The organism is Moryella indoligenes (assembly GCF_030812885.1).
GTDB lineage: Bacteria > Bacillota > Clostridia > Lachnospirales > Lachnospiraceae > Moryella > Moryella indoligenes.
On the sequence record NZ_JAUSTO010000003.1, the window covers coordinates 31,773 to 55,829 of the forward strand.

Below are 24,057 nucleotides of genomic sequence, written 5' to 3' on the forward strand. Positions count from 1 at the left end.
CTTACTCCTCAGGTTCCTCTGCAACCTTATCAATAAAGAAGACCTTGATGAAGGAAACAATCTGAAGCATGAAGACAAAGAGTACCAGGAATCCACCGGCTGTAGCCAGCGCCTTGACACCGTCAACACCCTGGGCACCGCCACCGAAGGCAGCCATGATGATAGCAACCGTACCGATTACGATACCCCAGAGAACCTTGATCTGTCTCGGCGGCTCGGAACCGATCGGAACGTCCTTCACGCACATGGAACCGACGTTGGTCAGAGTCGCATCTGCTGCAGTGACGAAGGAGATAACAATGATAAGAATATTAACCGGAATTACAATATGTCCCAGACCAAAGGGCAGGTGCTTCAGGAACTCCCAGAGCGCCATGACTGCGCCGCCTGCATTCAGGGCCGCAACAAGATCAGCACGACCGCTCATCTGCATCTCCAGCGCGCTGTTGCCCCAGATGCCGAACCACACCAGTCCGAATACAGAGGGAAGGATCCAGTTAACAACAAGGAACTCGCGAACGGTGCGGCCGCGGGACATCATTGCAAGGAAGATACCCGTAACCGGCGCATATGCGATCCAGCAGGACCAGTCAAAGAGGGTCCAGGAACGAGTGAGTGCGGTTCCGCCGATGTCAATCGGATCAAGACCCCAGAGCCAGAAATTATCCAGCCACACAGCGAGACCTGCAGTGCTGTTTCTCAGAATGAAAAGTACCGGACCGGTGACAAGAAGCAGAATGAGAAGGCCATAGTAGAACCACGCATTCAGACTTCCGAGCGTCTTCAGTCCCTTGTCCATTCCAATGTAGGAGGAGAAGGTGAAGAGCGCGATCAGAACCACACCGATGACGATAAAGAGCACCAGATTGTCCTGAACGCCATAGGTGCGAAGACCGGTCACGACAAGAGTAATGCACATCGCGAGACCACCGCAGATACCGACGCCCAGTGCCAGCATGGAGAGACAATCAATTGCTGCTGCAAGCACACCCTTGGTGATGCGCTCACCGAAGACCGGCTTCAGTGTCGCGGTAACGTTCAGCTTCTGTCTCTTATTGAAATAGAGATACGCTACGAGCACACCGCAGAGTGCATAGATCGCATACGGCATGAAAGTCCAGTTATAAAAGCTGCGGCCCATTGCAAAGCGGGCGGCCTCCTCGGAGAAGGGCTCAATACCGACCTGATCCAGTTCTCCCCATACGTTTCCGAAGTAGATGATGGGCTCATTGACGCCCCAGGTGACGATACCAGTCGCAACACCACCCGTTAGAGTCATCGCAAACCAGGTCCAGAAGGGGTATTTCGGCTGCGCGTCCTTGCCTCCGAGGCGAATGCTCCCGACCTTGGAGAGGCAGATCACAAGCACAAGAACAGTGCTGCCCGTCACAACATACTGGTAAAGCCATCCAAACGTGTCCAGAGACCAGTTAAAGAAGGCCATGGACGCTGAGGTCAGCGCCTGATTGTTGGTGACTCCGATGATTGCGGCAATTGCAAAGAGAATAATTCCCGGAACAAATACGTCCCAGCGAATATTATCCTTGTAATCGCCTTTCTTTGGGGGATTGCTGTTCATACTCATAAATTCCCTACCACCTTTCTTTGTCTTATAGCCCTTTTGCCGAAGTATTCGGCTGCAGCGCCACATTTCACTGCATAATTTAGCACAAATGTGTCAAAAAAACGTTGAAACGATTATAAATCCTTTATAATTATCATCATTTATTTACGAATAGTCTCTGGGGTAAACTTGATTTTTTTAGTAAACTATAACAAATGACGTACTGTACAGATCTACTTTACAGTAAAAGCTCTCCCATAGCACAGCTGTCCCGGCCCGCGCAAAAAACGCGCGGGTCGGGACAGCCAATGATATCAGTACAACTTTATATTTAAGCCTTTGCGGCTCCCTGCTTCAGCTTGAACATCGCCCGCTTTCTGAGCATCGGATCCAGAATCTTCTTCCGTATTCTCAGATTCTCCGGCGTCACCTCGAGGAGCTCATCCGTATCAATAAACTCAAGGCACTGCTCAAGGCTCATCACCTTCGGCGTGACGAGCTTCAGCGCCTCGTCCGCGCTGGAGGAGCGGGTGTTGGTGAGCTTCTTGGTCTTGCAGACATTCACCTCCACATCCTCGGATTTTCCGCTCTGACCGATCACCATACCGGCATAGACCTTTACGCCCGCACCGATGAAGAGCTGCCCCCTCTCCTGCGCCTGAAAGAGACCGTAGGTGATAGCCTCACCGCTCTCGTAGGCGATGATGGAGCCTGTCTTTCTGTAGAACATCTCCCCCTTGAACGGACCATAGCCCTCAAACTCCGTGTTCAGGATACCATTCCCCTTCGTATCCGTCATGAACTCTCCGCGATAACCGATGAGACCGCGCGAGGGAATGCTGAACTCGATGCGGGTGTAGCCGCCGTGAATCGGTGTCATCCCGACCAGCTCTCCCTTTCTTCCGCTGAGCTTCTGGATCACCGCACCGGAGAACTCGTCCGGGACATCGACATAGGCGATCTCCATCGGCTCCTCTCTGCGGTTCCGCTCATCGTAGCGGTAGATCACCTCCGCCTTGCTGACTGCAAACTCGAATCCCTCGCGCCGCATATTCTCAATGAGCACAGAGAGATGCAGCTCTCCCCTGCCGCTGACCTTGAAGCAGTCCGGGCTCACCTCCTCTACACGGAGGGAGACGTCTGTATTCAGCTCGCGGAACAGGCGCTCACGGATATGTCTGGAGGTGACGTAGCTCCCCTCCTGCCCCGCCAGCGGGCTGTCATTGACCATGAAATTCATGGAGATCGTGGGCTCAGAGATCTTCTGGAAGGGAATGGACTCCGGGTTCTCCGGGCTCGTGATGGTATCCCCGATGTGCAGATCCGAGATGCCTGAAATTGCCACGATGGAACCGACTCTGGCCTCCTTCACCTCGACCCGGTTCAGCCCCTCATACTCATAGAGCTTACCAATCTTCACGCGGCGCAGCTTGTCCGGCTCATGGTGATTTACAATTGCGCACTCCTGATTCACGCGGATCACACCGTTGTCCACCTTGCCGACACCGATGCGGCCCACATACTCATTGTAGTCGATGGTGCTGACCAGAAGCTGCGTATGGGCATCCGGATCCCCCTCCGGCGCCGGGATGTGCTCCACAATCGCCTCAAAGAGCGGAGTCATGTCCATATTTCCGTCATTAAGATCCTTCCGGGCCCAGCCGCTCCGGGCACTGGCAAAGATAAATGGGCACTCCAGCTGATGGTCGTTTGCATCGAGATCCATGAGAAGCTCCAGCACTTCATCGATTACCTCATCGGGACGCGCCTCCGGACGGTCACACTTGTTTACACAGACAACAACATCCAGCGAGAGCTCCAGTGCCTTTTTCAGCACGAAACGGGTCTGGGGCATGGTTCCCTCAAAGGCATCCACCACGAGCACCACGCCGTTCACCATCTTCAGCACGCGCTCCACCTCGCCGCCGAAATCTGCGTGTCCGGGCGTATCAATGATATTGATCTTCGTCCCTCTATAATTCACCGCTGTATTTTTGGAAAGTATCGTAATGCCGCGCTCGCGCTCTATGTCATTGGAATCCATCACGCGGTCCACAAGCTCCTGATTCTCGCGGAAGATACCGCTCTGCCGCAGCAGCTGATCCACCAGGGTTGTCTTGCCGTGATCAACGTGGGCAATAATCGCAACGTTTCTCACATCATCTCTCGTAATTCTCATAAAAACCTCTCTGTTCTTCCCTTCTGTCGCCTCAAACAGCGCACTCCGGCTCTCTGCCGACGTTATTCACAAAAAGTTAGTTTACTACCTGTAGACCTTCTATGCAAGTCCCGGCTTTACAATACCGAACCTTCTGAATCTCCTCCGGCAGCACGCGCCCCGCGCTCTGTTCGGAGACCCGCGCGATGATCTGTTCTGCCTTTTCCTCCGGCACAAGGAGGGTCATGCTGACCGCCTCGCCAAATTCTGTCTCCATAACAGAGAGCGTCTCCTCCTCTGCGAGATACTGGAGCTTCCCGTAGAAGCTGTAGTCTGTGCTCCAGCGTATCAATCTGCCCCTGAGCCGCTCCGAGAAGAGCGAGGCATCCAGCGCGGCCGCAGCTGCGGCACTGTAAGCCCGCACCAGTCCGCCGGTTCCGAGCAGTATTCCGCCGAAATAGCGCGTGACAACCACACAGACATCCCGCAGCCCCTTCTTCCTGAGCAGCTCCAGCATGGGTAGCCCGGCGGTCTTCGCCGGCTCTCCGTCGTCGGAGAATTTCTCCACTGCTCCGTCCTCCCCGGTAATATAGGCGTAACAATTGTGCCGCGCCTCGCGGTGCTGCTTCCGGACCCCGGCAAGAAAGGCGATCGCCTCCTCCTCCGACTTCACCGCCGCCACCCGGGCGATAAAACGCGATTTTTTCTCCGTGATCTCCGCCTCTCCGCCGCGCAGGCAGAGCAGCGCTTTCTTCTCATTTTTCTCCATACTCTCTCACTTTGCAGTATTTTTTTAATAAATTCTTATCTTTTTTGCAATGATTCAGGGCTTCTCTCCCACTTTCGCCTGAAATATATGGAAACACCGGCCCTCTGCTGTGGCATTCCAATAGGAGGAATGGTATACTAGGAGCACTTACAATCATTTTAAGAAAAGAGGCACTTGCGTGAATTTTGGCAGACAGTCCGTGGAGCAGACTCTTCAGAAAGCCTCCTCCAACGCAGAAAAGTACAGAAGCTTTGCAGCTCTGGCTCTGGCCCGGGCTCTCTTCATCTGTGCCCTGTTCTTCACAGCGCTGTTCCTCGCCTGTGCTGCAGGCGCCGTAAAGGGTATCATCGCCTCTGCTCCGGAGCTGAGACCGGACAGTATCACTCCCATGGGCTTTGCGACCTCCGTCTACGACAGTGAGGGCAATCTCACAGAGACACTGGTCATGGCGGGCTCCAACCGTGAGGAGGCAAGCTTTGAGGAGCTTCCCCAGGATCTTATAGATGCCTTCGTCGCAATTGAGGACGCCCGCTTCTGGCAGCACAACGGCATCGATACACGTTCCATTATGCGTGCGGTGGCGGGGGTCGTCAAGGGTGACTCCTCCTCCGGCGGCGGCTCCACCATCACCCAGCAGCTTATCAAGAACAACGTCTTTAACGGCGGACGCGAGAAGACCTTCGGTGAAAAATTGCAGCGAAAGCTCCAGGAACAGGCCCTTGCGCTTCAGCTCGAGAAGCAGATGGACAAGCAGCTCATTCTCACAAACTATCTGAACACCATAAATCTCGGCAACAATGCACTGGGCGTGAAGGTCGCCGCCCGCCGCTACTTTAATAAAGAAGTTTCAGATCTCACGCTTTCCGAGTGCACCGTGCTTGCGGGCATCACGCAGAATCCCAGCCGCCTGAATCCCATCTCCGGGCAGGAGGCCAATGCAGAAAAGAGAAAAGTCATTCTCCGCTATATGCTGGATCAGGGCTATATCACGAAGAAGGAGCAAACAGAGGCCCTCTCGGACAATGTCTACGAGAGGATACAGAACGTAGATCTCATTACAAAGGAAAAGGCGACTCACGTCTACAGCTACTTCACAGACGAGCTGATTGATCAGCTGCTCTCTGACTTCAAGGAGAAATTCGGCTACAGCGACACACAGGCGCATAAGCTCCTGTACAGCGGCGGACTCTCCATCTACACGACGCAGGATCCGAAGCTTCAGAGCATTGTTGACAGCGAAATCAACGACCCGTCCAATTATGCAGTCACCAAATATTCCCTCGAATACCGCCTGTCCATTGAGGACGCACAGGGAGAAAATCAGAACTACAGCGAGAGGGATCTGTTCCGCTGGCATGAGCAGGAGTCAGGAGAGTCCTTTGACGGTCTCTATCCCAGCGAGGCGGCCGCGCGGGCAGACGCGACAGCTTACAGGGACTCGGTGCTTCTTAGCAGCGACAAAGTACTCGGCGAGACTCTGCACATTATACTGGAACCACAGGATTCCTTTGTGCTCATGGAACAGCGCACCGGGCAAGTGAAGGCGCTCTCAGGCGGGCGCGGTGAGAAGACCGCTTCGCTCTCCTTAAACCGTGCCTCAGACGTATTCCGTCAGCCCGGCTCCACCTTCAAGGTACTCTCCTCCTTTGCCCCGGCGCTCGACGCCTGCGGACAGACGCTCGGCTCTGTATACTACGACGGTCCCTATGAGGCCAATGGCAAGCAGTTCAGAAACTGGTACGGCAGCGACAGATATCTCGGCTGGTCCAGCATCCGGGACGGTATTGTGTATTCCATGAATATCGTCGCAGTGCGCTGTCTGATGGAGACCGTCAGCCCACAGCTCGGGGCGGAATACGCAAGAAAGTTCGGCATCAGCTCCCTCACGGATACCGACTACAATCCCTCCATGGCACTTGGCGGCCTCACGAAGGGCGTCAGCAATCTGGAGCTCACGGCAGCGTTTGCCTCTATCGCGGACGGAGGAACCTACTCAAAGCCTGTATTCTACACCAGAATTCTGGATCACAACGGCAAGGTTCTGATCGACAACACAGCGGAACAGCACCGCGTCCTGAAGGAGAGCACCGCCTTTCTCCTGACCGACGCCATGGCGCAGTCCATGCTTCCGAACCGCAAGTTCGCGCAGGGCGGAACCAACATCAACTCCACCAGTACCCGTGCAAAGATTCCGAACATGAGCTGCGCAGGGAAATCGGGAACCACCACCAACAATGTGGACGTGTGGTTTGTCGGCTTCACCCCCTACTACACGGCGGGTATCTGGGGCGGCTGCGACGAGAACCAGCCGCTCAGCGCGGGCAATGGAGGAAATTCCTATCACAAGGACATCTGGAGAAAAATCATGGAGCGCATACACGCAGATCTGAACGACACCGGCTTTCCGGTTCCGGAGAGCATCGTACAGGCGCAGATCTGCCGCAAATCCGGAAAGCTGGCGGTACGCGGCGTGTGCAGCAGCGATCCGCGCGGAGATGCAGTCTACACGGAATACTTCGCGCGCGGCTCCATACCCTCGGAGATGTGCGACAAACACAGAACCGTCACAGTGTGCGCTGAGTCCGGCCAGCTTCCAAACAGCTACTGCCCCTCCACTGCAAATCGCGTGGTCATGGTAACTCCTGAGAGCGAGGTCGGTACAGACGACTCCACGCTGAGCGTATATAGCCACTGCACCATCCACAGCGCACAGACGCAGGAAAGCACAGTGCAGTCCTCCGAAGCGCCCGGAAGCGGCGCAGTCATCGGACTTCCGCCCGGACAAAGCGAGACACAGGCCCCCTGAAGCGGCCTGTGTCTCGCTTTGTCCTGCGTTTTTTCCATGTTTCTCAATATCCCCGCTCCGTCTTCGCCTGCGTGGCAAGCTCCGTATCCGGGAAACGCATAATCACCTCTCCAAAGAGATTGTTCGCATTCTGAATATCGTTCTGCTGCTTGTAGGCCATAGCCTTTTTGAACAGCGCAGCCGTATAGTCCGGATTGATAGCGAGTGCCTTGTCGTAATAGGAAATGGCCTTCTCATAATCTCCGCTGCCATAGGCGAGCTCCCCCTGCTGATAGAGACTCGAGTAGCCCTCTGCACGCATCTTATCTGCGATGGAATTATAGATCGCAGTCACAGAGACGCCGCTCTCGTCGTCGATATCCGTGAGCTGCGCTGCATCGATCATCGCAAAGAGATCTGCTGCGTGTGCATAATTATCACTTCTGTAATCATTCAGTATGCCGATCAGTCTCTGATACTGTGAGAGCTTGTAGGTATAGCTCTCCTCTATGGTGTTCAGCTGATTTTGCAGTTCATCCCGCTCCGTCTCCACAGCTCCGCCACTGCCCCGCGCCTCCGCGAGAGCATTATTCGCCTCTGAGAGCTGCTCACTCACGGAGATGAGCTCCTCATTGTGTGCGCGCCGGAGCTCCGCCTGCTTCGTCGGAAGATAGAGAAAAAATACCGCCGCAGAACCGATCAAAAGACCGATTCCGATATTCAGTATGGTCTGCCATCCCGTGCTCTCCCGGTAAGTAGAGGGGATAATCACATCATCCCCCGAAAGCTTTTCAGCCTCCCGCAGCTCTCGCTGTTCCGCCACCGCATCTGTTCGCGCCTGCTCCCGGCTCTGCTCAATTGAGAGCGCCTCCCGCACCTCTGCGAGATAGCGCACAGCGTCAGAATTGCCGCGATCCGTCCTGAGAAGCCGGAGCAGATGGAGTTCTGCCTTCCTCCATTCCCCCGCCTGCATGCAGAGCAGGGAGAGCAGCAGCCCGGCCCGGGTATAGTTCGGATACTGCGCCACCACTCCGGAGAGCAGATGCAGCGCCGTATCATGGCTTCCGTTCTTTGAGAGCTCCAGCGCGAGATTGTACTGCTCTGCCATGCGCGCGTAGAACCTGAGTCTTCCGTTTCGTTTGCGGATATCCTCCAGATACCAGGCGGCGCGGTTGTCCTCCGGCTTTAGGTTCAGGCTCAAAACCCACTGCACCAGTGCGTCCCCGACCTCTCCCAGCTCAAAGAAGATGAGACCCAGCAGATTTCTCGCGTCCGTAAGCTCCTTATTCAGCTTCAGCGCGCGCTTTAAGAGCGGCACGGCTCCGGAGAGATCCCTGTCTCTGGCCCGCAGCAGTGCGCGGTTATAGCAGCTGTTTGCAGCTCTCTCACAGCGTCGAAGCGCAGTCGTCATCCCTTCTTCTCCTCAGCTCCGCCCTTCAGAATCTCGATCATGATATCCTTCAGATCCGTCAGATCACTCTGAACGATCGCATCCTCCACAGCGGAGATATCCAGACTGGACTTAAAATTCCTGATCTCTTCATCGTAATTGATCATTTCTGACTCCTCTCGGCAGCGAGTATCTCTCCCACAAGGTAGAGCGAGCCCGCGCCAAAAAGTATTTCATCTTCAGAGCGCTCTGCTCTCGCCCTGCGCCAAGCTTCCGCAACGGAGGCGTACTCCCGCACGTCCGCCACACCATCCGTGCGGTACAGCCGCGCGAGCTCCGAGGCATCTGCGGCGCGGTAGGAATCCAGCGGAGCGACGTAAACTCTCACGGGCTGAAGCGCTTCTGAGAAAGCAGCGACCACATGGCGAAGATCCTTGTCACTCACCGCACTTGTCAGCAGCACCGGCTTTTTCCTTCTTGCCTCACAGAGCCCGCGCGCAGCCTCCGTCATGGCGCGGACACCGTCTTCGTTGTGTCCTCCATCCAGAAAAACATTCGGGTATATCTCATCCATGCGTCCCGCCCAGTGTGTCCTCCGCACAGAGTCCTCAAAGAGCTGTGCGCTGTCTTTCCTTCCCTGCCAGAGTTCCGGCTGCTTCTTAAGGAGCTCAAAGACGCGCTTTGCAAGCGTCGCGTTCTCCCTCATATAGCGCGCGGGAAGAAAAGAGAAGCTCTCCTCAATATCCTTGACTGCAAGCGCAGGAGCCCCCATGAGCTCCGCCTGCCTCCGTATGACTTCAGCCGTCCCGGCTCGTCTGGCATCATAGACGATCGGTACCCCCGGCTTAATAATGCCGGCCTTCTCCGCTGCGATCTTTTCCACCGTATCACCCAGATACTGCATGTGATCGAGGCTGATGCTGGTGATTACGGTCATGATCGGCGCGCAGGAATTGGTCGCGTCCAGGCGCCCGCCGAGCCCTGTCTCCAGCATCACGACATCAACATCCGCCTCCTGAAAAATGAGCATCGCCATATAGAACAGAAACTCAAAGTAGGCAGGAAAGCTTCCTCCCTCCTTCTCCCACTGCTCTCCGAGCAGCTTCACCCGCTCTGCGGCTGCCTGAAAGCGCTCCGGGGAGACAGGCACATTGTCGATCAGAATTCTCTCCCTTATATCGACGAGATGCGGGGATATGAAGGTACCCGTGCGAAGTCCTGCGTCAAGAAAGGCCTGCGTCAGATAGGCGCAGACAGAGCCCTTGCCATTCGTTCCGGCGACATGGATGATCTTCAGCTGTCTGTCCGGCGCGCCGAGCCGGTCCAGAAAGCGCCTCACCTCCGGTACGCTGTTCTTTTTGTCCCCCCACATCGGAAGATCCTCCGGAAAATGCTTTCCAGTATTCATGAAGCTCCTCTCCTGCCCGCGAGGCGCAGCCGTCCTCTCAGAACTGCTGCGCCCTGCGGCAAGTCCGTTTATTTTCCTGAGAAATGCGGATGAAGGCATTTCCCGTGCCGAATTTGCACCGCGAAGCAGCTTTTCTCATGCAAATCCATGTATGTTGACCAAAAGTTTCTGAGATAGCAATGATTGCATCAGTGCTTTTTAAGATGTGCCATCTGCTCTCTCAGCTGCTGCAGCATCTGCTCATACTTTTTCAGCTTTTCCCGCTCTACCTCCACCTTTTCAGCGGGTGCCTTATCCAGGAAGCGCTGATTCTTCAGCATTCCGTTGGAGCGCTGTATCTCTGAGTTCAGGCGCTCCTCCTCCTTTGCGAGGCGCAGAAGCTCCTTCTCCGTATCCACAAGATCCGCAAAGGGAATGTAGAGATTGGCCCCCGGAATCACAGCGGAGACTGCATCTTCCGCAATTCCGGTATGATCCGCCTGAATATGCACCTTGGAGGCACGCGCGAGCATCGCAAAGAAGGACTCCGCACGCGCAAAGTTTGCCCGGATACCGGCGTCCTCCGAGACCACATAGACCGCGGCCTGACGTCCGGGAGACACATTCATCGAGCTTCGCACCGCACGAATCGCGCGAACAGCCTCCTTCACGCTCTCCACCTCACGCTCATCCTTGGGGAAGGAGAGACTGTCCTCACTGCGCGGCCAGGACGCAACCATAATGCTCTCCTCATTCTCGTTCAGAGTACAGTAGATCTCCTCCGTGATGAAGGGCAGGAAGGGATGCAGAAGCTTTAAGGATCTGGACAGCACCTCCTTCAGGGTCCAGAGCGCCGCATCTCTGCTTGTGTCCTCCTTATCCCAGAGCCGCGGCTTCACCATCTCGATATACCAGTCACAGAACTCCTCCCAGATAAAATCATAGATCTTCTGGAGCGCGATCCCGAGCTCGTACTTGTCAAGATTCTCCGTGACCTCAGCAGCGAGTGCATTGCACTTTGAGAGTATCCAGCGATCCGCCGCCGTAAGAGCCTCCGCCGCCGGTCGCTCCGGAGCTTTCTCGCCGAGATTCATCATGATAAAGCGGGAGGCATTCCAGACCTTGTTTGCGAAATTCCTCGCAGCCTCCACGCGCTCCCAGTAGAAGCGCATATCATTGCCCGGCGCATTTCCCGTCATGAGCGTGAGGCGAAGCGCATCCGCGCCGTACTTCTCCACAACCTCGAGAGGATCTATGCCGTTTCCGAGCGACTTCGACATCTTGCGTCCCTTTGCGTCACGCACCAGCCCATGAATCAGCACCGTATGGAAGGGCAGCTCTCCCGTCTGCTCCAGCGCGGAGAAGACCATGCGGATCACCCAGAAGAAGATGATGTCATAGCCCGTCACCAGCACATCTGTCGGATAGAAATACTTCAGTTCCTCCGTTTTTTCCGGCCAGCCAAGTGTGGAGAAGGGCCAGAGGGCAGAGCTGAACCAGGTATCCAGCGTATCCTCGTCCTGCTTTAAATGCCTGCCTCCGCACTTCGGGCAGCGCTCCGGGGTCTCCCGCGCCACAATAGTCTCTCCGCAGTCCTCGCAGTACCAGGCCGGGATCCGGTGTCCCCACCAGAGCTGGCGCGAGATACACCAGTCATGGATCCCCTCCAGCCAGTTCAGATAAGTCTTGCCATAGCTCTCCGGAACGAATTGAAGCCTTCCGTCTCTCAGTGCCTCGATTGCGGGCTTTGCCATCTCGTCCATCTTCACAAACCACTGCGGCTTGATCATGGGCTCCACCGTTGTCTTGCAGCGATCGTGTGTTCCGACGCTGTGGCTGTGCGGAACGACCTTCACCAGAAGCCCTTCCGCCTCAAGATCCGCAACCATTGCCTTTCTCGCCTCGTAGCGGTCCATTCCGTCGTACTTTGAGCCTGGGCAGTCGATTGTCGCATCATCGTGCATGATATTGAGCTCCGGAAGTCCATGGCGTTTTCCGACCTCAAAATCGTTCGGATCGTGGGCCGGAGTGATCTTCACACAACCGGTTCCGAATTCTCTGTCCACATAGGCATCCGCGATAACCGGGATTTCTCTGTCCGTCAGCGGCAGCTTCAGAAGCTTTCCGACGAGATCCCTGTAGCGCTCATCCTCTGGATTAACGGCCACCGCCGTATCGCCCAGCAGGGTCTCGGGACGTGTGGTCGCGATCTCGACATACCTGCCCTCCTCACCGACAATGGGATAACGAATATGCCAGAAGAAGCTGTCCTGATCGACATGCTCCACCTCCGCGTCACTGATCGAGGTCTGACAGACTGGGCACCAGTTGATGATACGGCTTCCCTTGTAGATATATCCCTTGTTGTAAAGGCGGATAAACACCTCCTTTACGGCTTCGGAACAGCCCTCATCCATCGTAAAGCGCTCTCTGTCCCAGTCCGCGGAGGAACCGAGCTTTTTCAGCTGATTGATGATTCTGGAGCCATACTCCTCTTTCCAGTCCCAGCACTCCTTTAAGAAGCCCTCTCTTCCAAGATCTTCCTTGCGCTTTCCTTCCTTCTTCAGCTTGTCGATCACCTTGACCTCGGTCGCAATCGCAGCGTGGTCAGTGCCCGGCTGCCAGAGTGCAGAGTAGCCCTGCATTCTCTTATACCGAATCAGAATATCCTGCATGGTATTGTCCAGCGCATGCCCCATATGCAGCTGCCCGGTGATGTTCGGCGGCGGCATAACGATCGTAAAGGGCTTTCTGTCTACGTCTGCCTTTGCGTGGAAATAGCCCTTATCCATCCATTTCTGATAGAGACTGTCCTCGATCTCAGAGGGCGCATAGGTCTTTGGAAGTATTTTCATTGTTCATTTATCCTTTCTACAGCATACTTCTGTATTCTTCTTTCCAGCGACGCACTGTCTCCGCAGCAGCTGCAGCACGCTGTACCGGATCTCCTTTAAATATCTCCGCAACTCTCCGGCTCTCCGCTCCGGAGGCAGCTCTCTGCCTGGCCTCCTCATACTCTCTGTCCCAGGACAGCTGCGTCTCCCCCTCCACCGCAGAGAGATAGCGCTCTCTCACGCCGATGGTCGGCTCAATGAGGGACAGGAAATAAATCCGTTTCAGTATATTTCTGTCCTTTAAAAGCTCATAGGCCTCCACAAAACAGCGATAGGCCTTCTCCGAAAGAAAAAGATTTGCGTAGGCACAGCCCTCGCCGCAGAGCAGCCTCCCTCGAAGTGAGAGACTAATACCGCCGCTCAATTCCCCGTTCAGTACGCGCTCATAAACCGCAACCGCCTTGCCGAATTTTCTGAGAGAAAAAAGAAAATCCCCCTTTTTCTTCCAGTACTCGGCCTGAGAAAGCGACTTAAGCTTCTGCAGGCCAAGACGAAATCGCGCCGCCTCCTGCGCATTGCAGTAGCCAATGGCCTCCGGTATCTTTGAGAGCAGTACCGTCCGGTCCACCCCCGCGGCACTCAGCTCTCTGAGCTCTGCGGCCAGCACCGTCTCCCCGGCTCCCTCGGCCAGAAAATAAAACAGCGCTTCGCCGAACAGCTCATCCATAAAAAGCAGTGGGTATTTTAAAATACAGTACGAGAGCTCCTCCGCCGTGTAAATACGAAGTCCCAGCTCCTCCAGCCAGAGCGCACAGGCAGAATTTGCAGTTCCGCAGAGCATCAGTCCCACAGCTGCACCTCCTCCTCTACCGCTCCCTCAGTCGCAGGGAAAAGCTCTCCAAAGCCGGCATCCCGAAGACACACACACATGGTGCGCTCATCCCTTAGACTTGCCTGAAAATCCACAAAGCAGGTCTTCGCCTCCCGCTCCGGCAAAAAGCTCATCGGAATTCTGACTGTCTTCTCTTTTCTCAGATTGACCGGGGCTATGTGCAGCTCCAGCGCATTGCGGTCAAGCGGCAGCAGTCTCAGCGACACCGCCGCCCCCCCGACCGGATCCCCGGCGTGAATCAGCGGAAACACCATGCTCCGTCCGTTTTTCTCGAGGGAAATGCTGACATTTGCCTCAGCTCTTCCGCTGCACAGAGCCACAAAGCCGGGATCCCCCCTGCCGGAGATCAGAGCCGCTCCGCGCACCAGTGCTCCTCTCGCAAAAATATCAAAGTCCAGAAAAACCTTTCGACGGAATCCACAGATCTGACGCATAAATTCCACTGCCCAGTCATAGTGCTCAAAGCCCTTTCCCGTGAGCAGGATTCCCGAAAAAACTTTATTTTTCAAGAGGCGCTCCGCAGCACTGCTCATGATCTTATCCGCCAGCTTCTCCCCGGCGGCGGATTGAAGCACAGACAGCGTAAATGCCTCGTCGAGATCCTCCTTCTCGGCGCGCACATAGAGCGTCTTTTTGTCACGGCGCATGGTAAGCTCATAAAAGCTGAGCGCCTGATCCGAGAGGTCAAAAAGCCCCACCTCTCCCGTTCTGAGCTCCCGCGGCTGACTCATCACGTAATAAAGAAAGCTCTCGGAGCGGCTCACACAAAAGGTTCTGTCCCGCGGAAAGCCATAATCTGCCAGGGCTTTCAGAAGCTGTTCGGATAGCGTTCGGTCATAATCCGGGAGCACGATCACAACCCCGTCCAGGCTATCCGCTGCGCTCTGTCTGGTCATGGCCTCCGGAATACCTCCCGCTGCAGTCCTCGGCTCACACTCCGCCACAGACTCTGCTTCCTCGGACGATACCAGACTAAACTCCCGCACCAGGGAGAGGAAGCGGCACAGGAGCTCCAGCGCCTCATAGCGCACGCCCCGTATTGTGGCAGTTCCCTGCTTCATGCTGAGCGCCAGCAGCTTATCCGTCAGGATTCCTTTGCCTGCGAGCGCCTTCTCATAGGCCTCTTCCCCGATGTACCAGAGGTCATGCTTCTTATCTCTGCAGATGGCGGTCGGGAGATGAAAGCAGCGATCGCTGTCAGACAGTGCTATGCCAACTTCATTGTCTGTGAGATCAATTCCAAGTATTCTCACTTTCATACATCCCCTCCTTTCTGCATCCGCCCCTTCCGGCAGCATCGATCCCAACGCCTATTCAAGCTGAAAGAGCTCTGCCGCGAGATCCTCTCCCGCAGCAAAGGCCGTCATCTCTGCCCGCAGTGCAGACTCGTCCTTCCTGCCAAGATGCCGCACCATCGCATTCAGGCAGTCGTATCGGCTTCCTGCCCCCGCTGTCTCTTTCTGAAGCTCTTTCTCTTCCGTATCCCGCACAATCGCGCCGGAGATCTCCGGTATCTCCTCTGAATCTCCTGTCTTTCTTATCTCATACTCCCAGCGCTCTCCATCAAAGAGCACGGCCCGCTTCACAAAGCGATCCATATACATACAGGGCAGCTCCTCCAGATGAAATTCCGTCTCGTCCGGAAGGATGCGCATCCGTATCTCATAGCTGCAGCCCGTACTGCCCCGAAACTCCACGCATTCCCTGTCCAGGATCTCCTCGGGAACAGGGATAAAGCGCGCCAAATTTTTATAATAAGAGAAGTAGAGTCCCTCGTCAAGAAGCCCCGGCAGAATTTCTTCTGCAAGCCCCTCCTGCTCCTCAGAGAGAGCTTCGGCCTCTGCATAATGCCTCGTCAGCGCAAGGCGGTAGATGAGCGGTACCTGTGCCGCTGCCTGAGCCTCACGCATCAGGAGCTCAAGATACTGAAAGACCCAGTCTCCCGGCTCTTCATCCTTCAGAAAATAGCACGCCGCGCGCTCCGTCATATAGGCGCGCACCATAAGCTCCGTCGTTTTCTTCCCATCCCGGAAGCGCAAAAACACCCGGTCAAGCTGCCCGGTCTCTCCGGTAAAAAGCATCTGTGCGAGAAGCCGCTCCTCCAGATCATAGGTCTCCACCTGCGCCTCTGCCGCCGCATCAAGGAGACAGCTCATCTCCGCCGTAAGTCCGTTATAAAACTCGCAGAGATAGTCGAGAATCACCGAATCGGCCGTTCCTGCGTGAAATGCGCGGGCAGAGAGCATGAGCAGCATTCCGTCCTCGGGAAACATCCGCTCCAATATCACCTGCGAGCAGAGCTTTCCGAGCGCATCTCCAGGAAGCTCCTGCATCCGGAATTCCTGAATGAGCTCCCACGCCTCCATCCAGTGTCCGGCATCCAGCAGCACGCGAAATATCTCTGTCCGTTCCGCACTGTCAAAGAGCGACTTGTCCGCAGAGAGCAGATAGTCCACACATTCGCGCCCGTTCCGCACCAAGATACCGCGCAGAAAGCTTTTGTAACCCTCCGAGAGCATCCGCTCATCCAGCGCAAGGCGCACCGTTCTCAGTGACTCCGGGCTCAGCCGTCCCGATGCACTCTCCGCGACGCTGCTGCGCAGTGCCGCGAGCATAGCAGGTCTCCCCTCGGGATCCAGCCGGGCGCAGCGCTCCTTAAGCCCCGGTATGGAACACACCGCCTCCGCTCTTCCGAGTGATGCGGCAAAGCGGTTCTCATAGGCATCCTCAAACAGGAAGACCGCCTGGTCTGAGTATACCGGCACATAGGCGCTTCCTTTCTCCAGCCGCACGCGCTCCACCTTCTGGAGCTCCGGGTAAACCACGACCACAGAGCGTATCCAGTCAGATTTCGCGGTGATCCTTCTTGTGTTCAGTATCCCCGGCAGCACAGCTGCCAGCCGCTGATCCAATATATCATCCCGCAGAACCGCGCGATACAGCTCTGCAAGACGGCTATTCACACTGCCTGTCAGCAGCTTTCCCAGCGCAAAATCCTCTATCTGCTTCCGATATTCCTCCCAGAGCTCTCTCTCCTGCTTACGGAAATGAGCAAGATTTGCATAGAGCTTTTCACGGCTCCTCTCATCCAGACGGTTATCATAGACAAAATAGAGAAGGATCTCATGCGGCAGCGCACGCTCTGTGTGGTTCTGCATGCTGGAAACCAGATATTCGTTGAGTCCTGTCAGGCGTATTTTCTGCTCAAGGCCACGCATATACCAGCTGTGAGCCTCCGCGTCCCTCCGGTCACTGCGGATCAGACTTTTGCAGATTGCAGTCAGCAGTTCCGCCGATGGATAGCGCTCATACAGCGCAGAGAGCAGGGGAAAGTGCAGAGCTGTAAAGCTCTTCACCGAAGCTGCCGCTGCCGTGTAAGCTGCCGCTGCTGTTGCACCGGGAAGCTTATGCGAGAGCCCAAAGCGCAGCACCGCGAGCTCCATTCGTCCAAGCTCCCGAATGCGCTCCGGACTTTTTTCATACAGCCCCGCAAGCTCTGCAAACAGGAAGGGGCTTCTGTCTCCCCTTCTGTAAAGCCCAAGAAGCAGCGTATAATACTCCTCTCCCATATCCCGTGACTCGGGGCTGAGCAGAAGATACACGGGCAGCAGTTCCACATGCCCCTCTCTGCTGAGGGCAGAGAGCACGCGCTCCGCTGTGATGTGAACCTGCTCCCCGCCTCTTATCAGTGCGCGAAGTGCTTCTGCGAGATAGCGGAAAAGGAAGCCGTCTCCCCGCTCTCCCGGAAGCAGCACGCCTGTGCGCACCGCTTTCTTTCTTTTCTCCTCCGCCTCAAGTATCAGCGCAGTGCAGCGCTCTGTCTCGCCTCGCCTGAAGGCGAGCTCCGCACGCAGCAGGCAGCGCATTGCGGCATTCCATGCCGCAGGCTGCACAGCATCCACTGTTGACCCGGGTTCCGCCCCCTCCTCTGCCTCTGTGCGCAGAGAGACTGCATGCCTCTCTGCAAGCGCCGTCTCCATCTCATCCAGCAGCTCCTCCGCGCTGTCTCCAGACACAGCATAGTGCAGCCGGAGATAGAGGTAATGCGCAAAGCGTTCCTTTTCTCTCTCCCGCTCAGCCCGCTCCCTGGCCTCTCCGGAGAGTCTCTCCCGGAATACTGTCACCGGCACAGAAAACTCCATGGCCTCAGAGCTGAATCGGATACGCCCCTCATTTTTTCCCTCATGCAGGGCCTTTGAGATCAGTTCAAACTCATATTCATACACACCGTCTGTAAAATCCGAGATGGTAATATAGCGCTTCGGAAGACGGATAAAGCTACCCTCTGCTGTTGCTGTGAGGCGAAAATATCCCTCTCTCAGCTGCAAAAGTGTGATGGCTCCCTCCGCTCCGTTTTCGGTCTCCGCGCGCACCAGTGCGCGCTTCTTGGCCCCTGCCGCAACAAGAAATTCCTCCAGTGCAGAGGCGCGGTCCGGTCCTCTTCGAAACGCCTCATAGAGCGCCCTCAGCTTCAGATCCCGCATAAAGGCAGCAGTCGGGAATTCCCTGTACTCAAAAATTCTGAGTGCCGCCTCCGGCTCCAGCCGGGCAACTTCTGCAAAGCTCTCGAGACTTTCCAGTTTCTCCAGAATATTACCCGCAGTGCCATCTGTCACATGAAAAAGAAAGGGGACTGTTCGCTCCCCGCCATCTGTCACTAGCTTCAGGTTTCCGCGGATCTCCTCTCCCGCCTGCAGCTTTCTCGCATCCACCTCCACAAGCAACTGGTTTTTCCGGTTGCCAAAAGAGGGCCTGAGCACCCGGACACAGATATGGTCCGAATAGATCAGTCCCTTCAGGTAAATGCCGTTTGCGCTGTTCACACTGAGCTCCGTGCGAAGCAGCTCCCCCCGCCGCACCGGCAGCTCAAGACGCTCCGGTATCACGACAAGTTCGGGCCTCTCCGGATTCAGGATTCCCCTCGCCAGGCGGTTGATCCTCTCTCTCATTCTATCCTCTGCACTTTCTCGGTAAACCCACAAAACAAAGCCAGCTCACAGTGCCGGAAATCATACCCTCACACTGCTTTGTGCTTAAAGATTTTATCACACTTCCCCTTGAATGAAAAGCTTGGTATACTATGCTTCAATGGAGGTGACGCCATGTTGTCCGAGCCGATGACACTGTATAAACTGATGATTCTGTATCTTCTGAATCAGGTGAATTTTCCGCTGACAGAGGACCGCATCTCTGAGTTTTTTCTATCCCGCGAATATACGACCTATTTTACATTAAAGCAGGCTCTTGCAGAGCTGAACGATGCGGAGCTGATTCGCGTCCACCGTGTGCGAAATTCCAGCCGCTACTCTATCACCGCCGAGGGCGAACAGACCTACCGCTTCTTCGGCAGGAAAATCTCGCCCGAGATACTCGCGGATATGGACGATTTTCTGAAGGAGAATCGCTTTCGCATCCGCAGCGAGGTAGATATCACTGCCGACTACTGGAAATCCGAAAATCTTGACTACCATGTGCGCTGTGATATCAACGAGGGCCGCAGCTCCATTCTCTCGATTGACATTACAGCTCCCGATGAAAAGCAGGCTGAGCTCATGTGCAGCCGCTGGCGGGAGAGCAGTCAGGAGATTTACGCATTTATCCTGCGAGCTCTGCTCGGAGGCGGATAATGCTGACCGGACAGAGCCGGAACAGCGTGTGAGAGCTGTTCCGGCTCTGTCTGACTTCCCGGCGAGGCAACACACCTCAGACAGGATGCAGCTGCCACAGTGCTCAGAACACGGCAGAAGGCCACACTCTCAGCATCCCCGGAGCAGCTCGTCCACAAGATGAAACAGCTCCTCTCTTCCCTGCTTCGTCTCAGAGGAAAAGGGAATCAGCGGAACTCCCTCCGCGCAGCCAAGCTTTTCACGAATCAGCTTCTCGCGGGCCTTCAGCTGGCTCCTCTTGATCTTATCCGCCTTTGTTGCGACAATCAAAGGTTTCAGCCCCTGTTCCACGATCCAGTCATACATGAGACAGTCGTTCGCCGACGGCTCATGCCGTATATCTACCAGCAGGAACACCGCACAGAGCTGCGGAGACTGATGCAGATAGCGCTCTATCATTCTGCCCCAGGCAGCCTTTGCCTCCTCACTCGCATTTGCGTAGCCGTAGCCCGGAAGATCCACAAAGTAGACCAGACCGTTCACACGATAGAAATTGATGGTCTGCGTCTTTCCCGGCTGTGCCGAGGTTCGCGCGAGGGCCTTGCGATTCACCAGGGCATTCAGAAGACTGGACTTTCCGACATTGGATTTTCCGGCAAAGGCAAATTCCGGCTTTCCGCTCTCCGGAAGCGCGCTCTTCACACCACAGACAAATTCCAGCACAGATTCCTGAATATGCAGGGAGCCGTCTTCCCGGAACAGGGGGGTTGGTTTCGCAGGCGGCACCTGTATCCCGCACTTTTTCTGCGGGACAGGCTTTGTCTCCTTCCTGCGCTTTACACCAAAGGCGCCGTCCACCCGCCTTGCGGGCGCTGCCCCGGTTGCCGCTCTTTTGCTGTTTCGAACCTCTTCCCCGCGCTGCACTCTCTTCTCCCTCACCTCTGCCTCACCTCATCTTTCTCTCGCGCACAGCCCTGCTGCGTAGCTTTCGTACATCAAAGTTCCCGAAAGGCCTCCCGCAGAGCCTCCGGAAGCTCTCGAATATAAACAATCTCAAGCCCGCCGGTGATCTCCCGGTCGAGCTCTGCGATATCTGCGCGATTTGCCTCCGGCACAAGCACCTTTTCCATGTGTGCGGCCTTTGCGGCCAGTATTTTCTCCTTCAGCCCGCCCACTGGAAGTATTCTGCCGCGCAGGGTGATCTCTCCCGTCATCGCAACTGCTCCACTCACCGGTATTTCCGTTACCGCAGAGAGCAGCGCAGTCGCCATAGTGACACCTGCACTGGGCCCGTCCTTCGGCACAGCTCCCTCCGGGATATGGAGATGAATCTCATGCTTCTCATAAAAATCCTCAGCGACTCTCCAGTCTGCGGAGAGACTGCGCACGCAGCTCAGCGCTGTCTGCGCCGACTCACGCATCACGCTGCCCATCTGTCCTGTGAGCTTCAGCTCTCCCTTTCCGGGCATGATATTCACTTCGATCTCCAGGGTATCGCCTCCGACCCGCGTCCACGCCAGTCCCCTGACGATGCCAACTGCATCCGGATGCCGCTCATCCTCCGGCCGGACGCGCGCTCTTCCGAGATACACGGGGAGCTGACGCTCTGTAATGCGTATCCTCCCCTTATGTCCGCGCATGAGCTTCAGTGCGCTCTTTCTGCAGAGCTCCCCGATGCGCCGCTCTGCCCCGCGGACTCCCGCCTCTCTGGTATAGCTGTGAATCAGTTTTTTCAGCGCAGATTCCGTAATCTCCAGCTGATCCGGCCGTATGCCGTTCAGCCTCTTCTGCTTCTCCACGAGATAATCCTTCGCGATATGCAGCTTCTCGTTCTCTGTGTACGAGCTGATCTCTATCAGCTCCATGCGGTCCAGCAGCGGTCCTGGAATCGTCTCCGTGCTGTTTGCTGTCGCAATGAAGAGCACGCCGGACAGATCCACCGGGAGCTCCACATAGTGGTCTCTGAAATGCATATTCTGCTCGCTGTCCAGTACCTCCAGGAGCGCCGATGCCGTTGCTCCGTGATGCTCCGGGGAGAGCTTGTCCACCTCGTCCAGCAGCATCAGCGGATTGGCCGTCCCCGCCTGCCGGAGACCATCCACAATGCGCCCCGGCATCGCTCCCACATAGGTCTTTCTGTGCCCGCGTATCTCAGCCTCATCCCGCACGCCTCCGAGGCTGATACGCACATAGCGCCGGTTCAGCGCCTCCGCGACACTCCGCGCAATCGAAGTCTTTCCGGTTCCGGGTGGGCCCACAAGGCATAAAATGGGGCCATGTCCCTCGGGGTTCAGCATCCGGACTGCAAGATATTCCAGAATGCGCTCCTTTACCTTCTTGAGACCATAGTGATCTCTGTTCAGAATGCGCTCTGCTTCAACCAGATCCTCCGAATCCTTTGAGCAGTGGTTCCACGGAAGCTCCAGCAATGTGTCCAGATAGTTTCGGAGCACATTTGCCTCCGGACTTCCGCTCTGCATGCTCTTCATGCGGAACAGCTCCTTCTTAAGCTTTGTCTTCACCTCATCGGAGGCAAAGAGCTTCTCAAGCCGCGCCTCATATTCCTCCGACTCAGAGAGGAAGCTGTCATCCCCCAGCTCCTCATGCAGAAGCTTCAGCTGCTCCCGCAGCACGTAGTCCTTCTGATTTTTATCAATATTTTCCTTAAGCTTCTCCTGAAACGCATGCCGTATCTCATTCACCGCCACTTCCCGCGTGAGTTCTCCCGCGAGCTCGCCGTACAGTGTCTCCGTATCGGAGCACTCCAGGAAGCGCTGTGCAGTTCTCCAATTCCAGGGAAGCTCCGCCGCGGTTCGCGTGATCAGAAGCTCCAGCTCATCCACAGCCAGCATATCACCGAGCAGCTTCTCGGCAAAGGCTCTGTGACCCGCAGCATATTCCTTCAGCTTGCCTCGAATGATACGCAGCATCGCCTCTGTTGCGGGATCCTCCGGCTGTGCAGCCCGTCTCGGCTCCTCTGCGACGCGCGCAGATAAAAACTCCTGTCCCGGCAGAAGCTCCTCCATGCGGCAGCGCAGTGTACCCTCCACTACAACGCGCCCCATGTCCTGCGGCAGTCTGGCAAGCTGTCGTATCTCGCAGAGCGTGCCGTACTGAAACAACCCCTCCGCATCCGGATCCAGCGCATCCGGGTCTCTCTGAGCAATGAGAAAGAGCTTCTCGCCTTTCTGCATCGCTGCTTCTATTGCAGCCATGGACTTTTTTCTGCTGATATCAAAGTGTGTCGTCTCACCGGGCAGCACGACTCTGGCGCGCAGCGCAACAGTGGGAAAGCTATGATTTTCTCTCATCTGTACTCCAAATATTCTTACTTGAAAAGGCGGGCCGCTATGCCCGCCTTCTGCCACACTCTCTTATGCAGTCTCTCCGGACTGCTCTACTCTCTTCTGTTCCGCCTTCACGGGGGCATCGCGACGCACCAGCTCAGGTCCGCTCCGTTTATCAACCACGTCCTTCGTGACAATACAGATCCCGACGCTCGGATCGGATGGAATCTCATACATCATATCCATCATCACATCCTCAACGATGGAGCGCAGTCCGCGCGCGCCTGTTTTTCTCTCCAGCGCGAGCCGTGCAATCTCCCGCACCGCCTCCGGCGTAAACTCAAGCTTTACGTCATCAAGCTCAAACAGCCTCTGGTACTGCCTGGTCAACGCGTTCTTTGGCTCAGTCAGTATCTTGAGCAGCGCTTCCTCATCCAGAAGATTCAGGGACACCGTGATCGGCACGCGGCCGATAAACTCCGGAATCAGTCCGAACTTCACAAGATCCTGCGGCATCACCTGCCGGAAGAGCTCATCAATCTCACGTGTGTGCTTCTCTATCACCTGAGAATTAAAGCCGATCCCTCCGCTGCCCAGACGGCTATCGACGATCTTCTCCAGACCGTCAAAGGCGCCGCCGCAAATAAAGAGAATATTCTTTGTATCAATCTGGATCAGCTCCTGATGCGGGTGCTTTCTTCCTCCCTGCGGCGGAACACTCGCAACCGTCCCCTCCAGTATCTTCAGAAGCGCCTGCTGCACGCCCTCACCCGAGACATCCCGCGTGATGGAGACATTCTCTGCCTTCTTTGTGATCTTATCGATCTCATCGATATATACAATGCCATACTCTGCGCGCTTCACATCGTCATCTGCAGCCTGAATCAGCTTCAGCAGGATATTCTCCACATCCTCACCGACATATCCCGCCTCTGTCAGCGTCGTTGCATCCGCAATTGCAAAGGGCACATTCAGTACCTTCGCCAGCGTCTGCGCGAGATAGGTCTTTCCGGAACCGGTCGGCCCCAGCATCAGGATATTGCTCTTCTGAATCTCAATATCCGACTCCGACTTCGCAGTGATGCGCTTGTAATGATTGTACACTGCAACGGAGAGAACCTTCTTTGCCTCATCCTGTCCGATAATATACTCGTCCAGGAATTTCCTGATCTCCTTTGGCTTCAGAAGATTGATCCCCTGAAGCTCCTTGCCTCCCTCGTCCTGTGAAAATTCCTCATCTAGGATTTCCGAGCAGAGATCCACGCACTCGTCGCAGATATAGACACCATTCGGTCCGGAGAGCAGCTTTCTCACCTGGTCCTGCGGCTTTCCGCAAAAGGAGCAGCGAATGCGCTCATCATTCTTGTTGGGCATAACTCCTCTCT

15 protein-coding genes are annotated in these 24,057 nt (G+C 55.7%); 2 read left to right on the top strand and 13 right to left on the bottom strand.

What is annotated here, in order from left to right; translation table 11 throughout:
• Position 1: 1 nt before the first annotated feature.
• From J2S20_RS02950 to J2S20_RS02960, 3 genes are all read right to left on the bottom strand, one after another.
• Positions 2–1,585: a BCCT family transporter gene (locus J2S20_RS02950; protein WP_242933946.1), complete on the bottom strand. Its 1,584-nt coding sequence runs from the start codon at positions 1,583–1,585 to the stop codon at positions 2–4.
• Between the two features lie 310 nt (positions 1,586–1,895).
• Positions 1,896–3,743, bottom strand: a complete 1,848-nt coding sequence (gene typA, locus J2S20_RS02955; RefSeq protein ID WP_106611668.1) for a translational GTPase TypA — start codon at positions 3,741–3,743, stop codon at positions 1,896–1,898.
• A gap of 76 nt (positions 3,744–3,819) precedes the next feature.
• Positions 3,820–4,491: a YigZ family protein gene (locus J2S20_RS02960; protein WP_307253110.1), complete on the bottom strand. Its 672-nt coding sequence runs from the start codon at positions 4,489–4,491 to the stop codon at positions 3,820–3,822.
• A gap of 178 nt (positions 4,492–4,669) precedes the next feature.
• On the opposite strand from J2S20_RS02960, the gene J2S20_RS02965 reads away from it, so the two are divergent.
• Complete coding sequence (locus J2S20_RS02965; RefSeq protein ID WP_307253112.1) at positions 4,670–7,297, top strand: transglycosylase domain-containing protein; 2,628 nt, start codon at positions 4,670–4,672, stop codon at positions 7,295–7,297.
• A 43-nt stretch (positions 7,298–7,340) separates the two neighbouring features.
• On the opposite strand, the gene J2S20_RS02970 is transcribed toward J2S20_RS02965, so the two are convergent.
• From J2S20_RS02970 to J2S20_RS03000, 7 genes are all read right to left on the bottom strand, one after another.
• A complete protein-coding gene (locus J2S20_RS02970; RefSeq protein ID WP_307253116.1) occupies positions 7,341–8,687 on the bottom strand; it encodes a tetratricopeptide repeat protein in 1,347 nt (448 codons plus the stop codon).
• On the bottom strand, positions 8,684–8,833 hold the full coding sequence (locus J2S20_RS02975) for a hypothetical protein (RefSeq protein ID WP_170065362.1): 150 nt from the start codon (positions 8,831–8,833) through the stop codon (positions 8,684–8,686). The genes J2S20_RS02970 and J2S20_RS02975 overlap by 4 nt, the downstream gene beginning before the upstream one ends.
• The gene (locus J2S20_RS02980; RefSeq protein WP_307253119.1) at positions 8,830–10,074 is read right to left on the bottom strand and encodes a bifunctional folylpolyglutamate synthase/dihydrofolate synthase; all 1,245 of its coding nucleotides are present in this window, start codon (positions 10,072–10,074) and stop codon (positions 8,830–8,832) included. The genes J2S20_RS02975 and J2S20_RS02980 overlap by 4 nt, the downstream gene beginning before the upstream one ends.
• A gap of 188 nt (positions 10,075–10,262) precedes the next feature.
• A complete protein-coding gene (locus tag J2S20_RS02985; RefSeq protein WP_307253122.1) occupies positions 10,263–12,908 on the bottom strand; it encodes a valine--tRNA ligase in 2,646 nt (881 codons plus the stop codon).
• Between the two features lie 16 nt (positions 12,909–12,924).
• Positions 12,925–13,737, bottom strand: coding sequence for a hypothetical protein (locus tag J2S20_RS02990; protein ID WP_106611663.1), 813 nt, complete (start codon positions 13,735–13,737; stop codon positions 12,925–12,927).
• A complete protein-coding gene (locus J2S20_RS02995; RefSeq protein WP_307253126.1) occupies positions 13,728–15,038 on the bottom strand; it encodes a DUF5716 family protein in 1,311 nt (436 codons plus the stop codon). The genes J2S20_RS02990 and J2S20_RS02995 overlap by 10 nt, the downstream gene beginning before the upstream one ends.
• Before the next feature lie 51 nt (positions 15,039–15,089).
• On the bottom strand, positions 15,090–18,728 hold the full coding sequence (locus J2S20_RS03000; RefSeq protein WP_307253128.1) for a DUF5717 family protein: 3,639 nt from the start codon (positions 18,726–18,728) through the stop codon (positions 15,090–15,092).
• 153 nt (positions 18,729–18,881) lie between these two features.
• Between J2S20_RS03000 and J2S20_RS03005 the strand changes: the two genes are divergently transcribed.
• Positions 18,882–19,406 carry a DUF4364 family protein gene (locus J2S20_RS03005; protein ID WP_106611660.1) on the top strand — a complete coding sequence of 175 codons (525 nt, stop codon included), beginning with the start codon at positions 18,882–18,884 and terminating at the stop codon, positions 19,404–19,406.
• A 129-nt stretch (positions 19,407–19,535) separates the two neighbouring features.
• Here the strand turns inward: J2S20_RS03005 and yihA are convergent, their stop codons facing one another.
• From yihA to clpX, 3 genes are all read right to left on the bottom strand, one after another.
• The gene (yihA, locus tag J2S20_RS03010; RefSeq protein ID WP_307253351.1) at positions 19,536–20,126 is read right to left on the bottom strand and encodes a ribosome biogenesis GTP-binding protein YihA/YsxC; all 591 of its coding nucleotides are present in this window, start codon (positions 20,124–20,126) and stop codon (positions 19,536–19,538) included.
• A gap of 254 nt (positions 20,127–20,380) precedes the next feature.
• Complete coding sequence (gene lon / locus J2S20_RS03015) at positions 20,381–22,696, bottom strand: endopeptidase La (protein ID WP_307253131.1); 2,316 nt, start codon at positions 22,694–22,696, stop codon at positions 20,381–20,383.
• A 63-nt stretch (positions 22,697–22,759) separates the two neighbouring features.
• Complete coding sequence (gene clpX / locus J2S20_RS03020; protein ID WP_106611658.1) at positions 22,760–24,046, bottom strand: ATP-dependent Clp protease ATP-binding subunit ClpX; 1,287 nt, start codon at positions 24,044–24,046, stop codon at positions 22,760–22,762.
• Between the last annotated feature and the right edge of the window lie 11 nt (positions 24,047–24,057).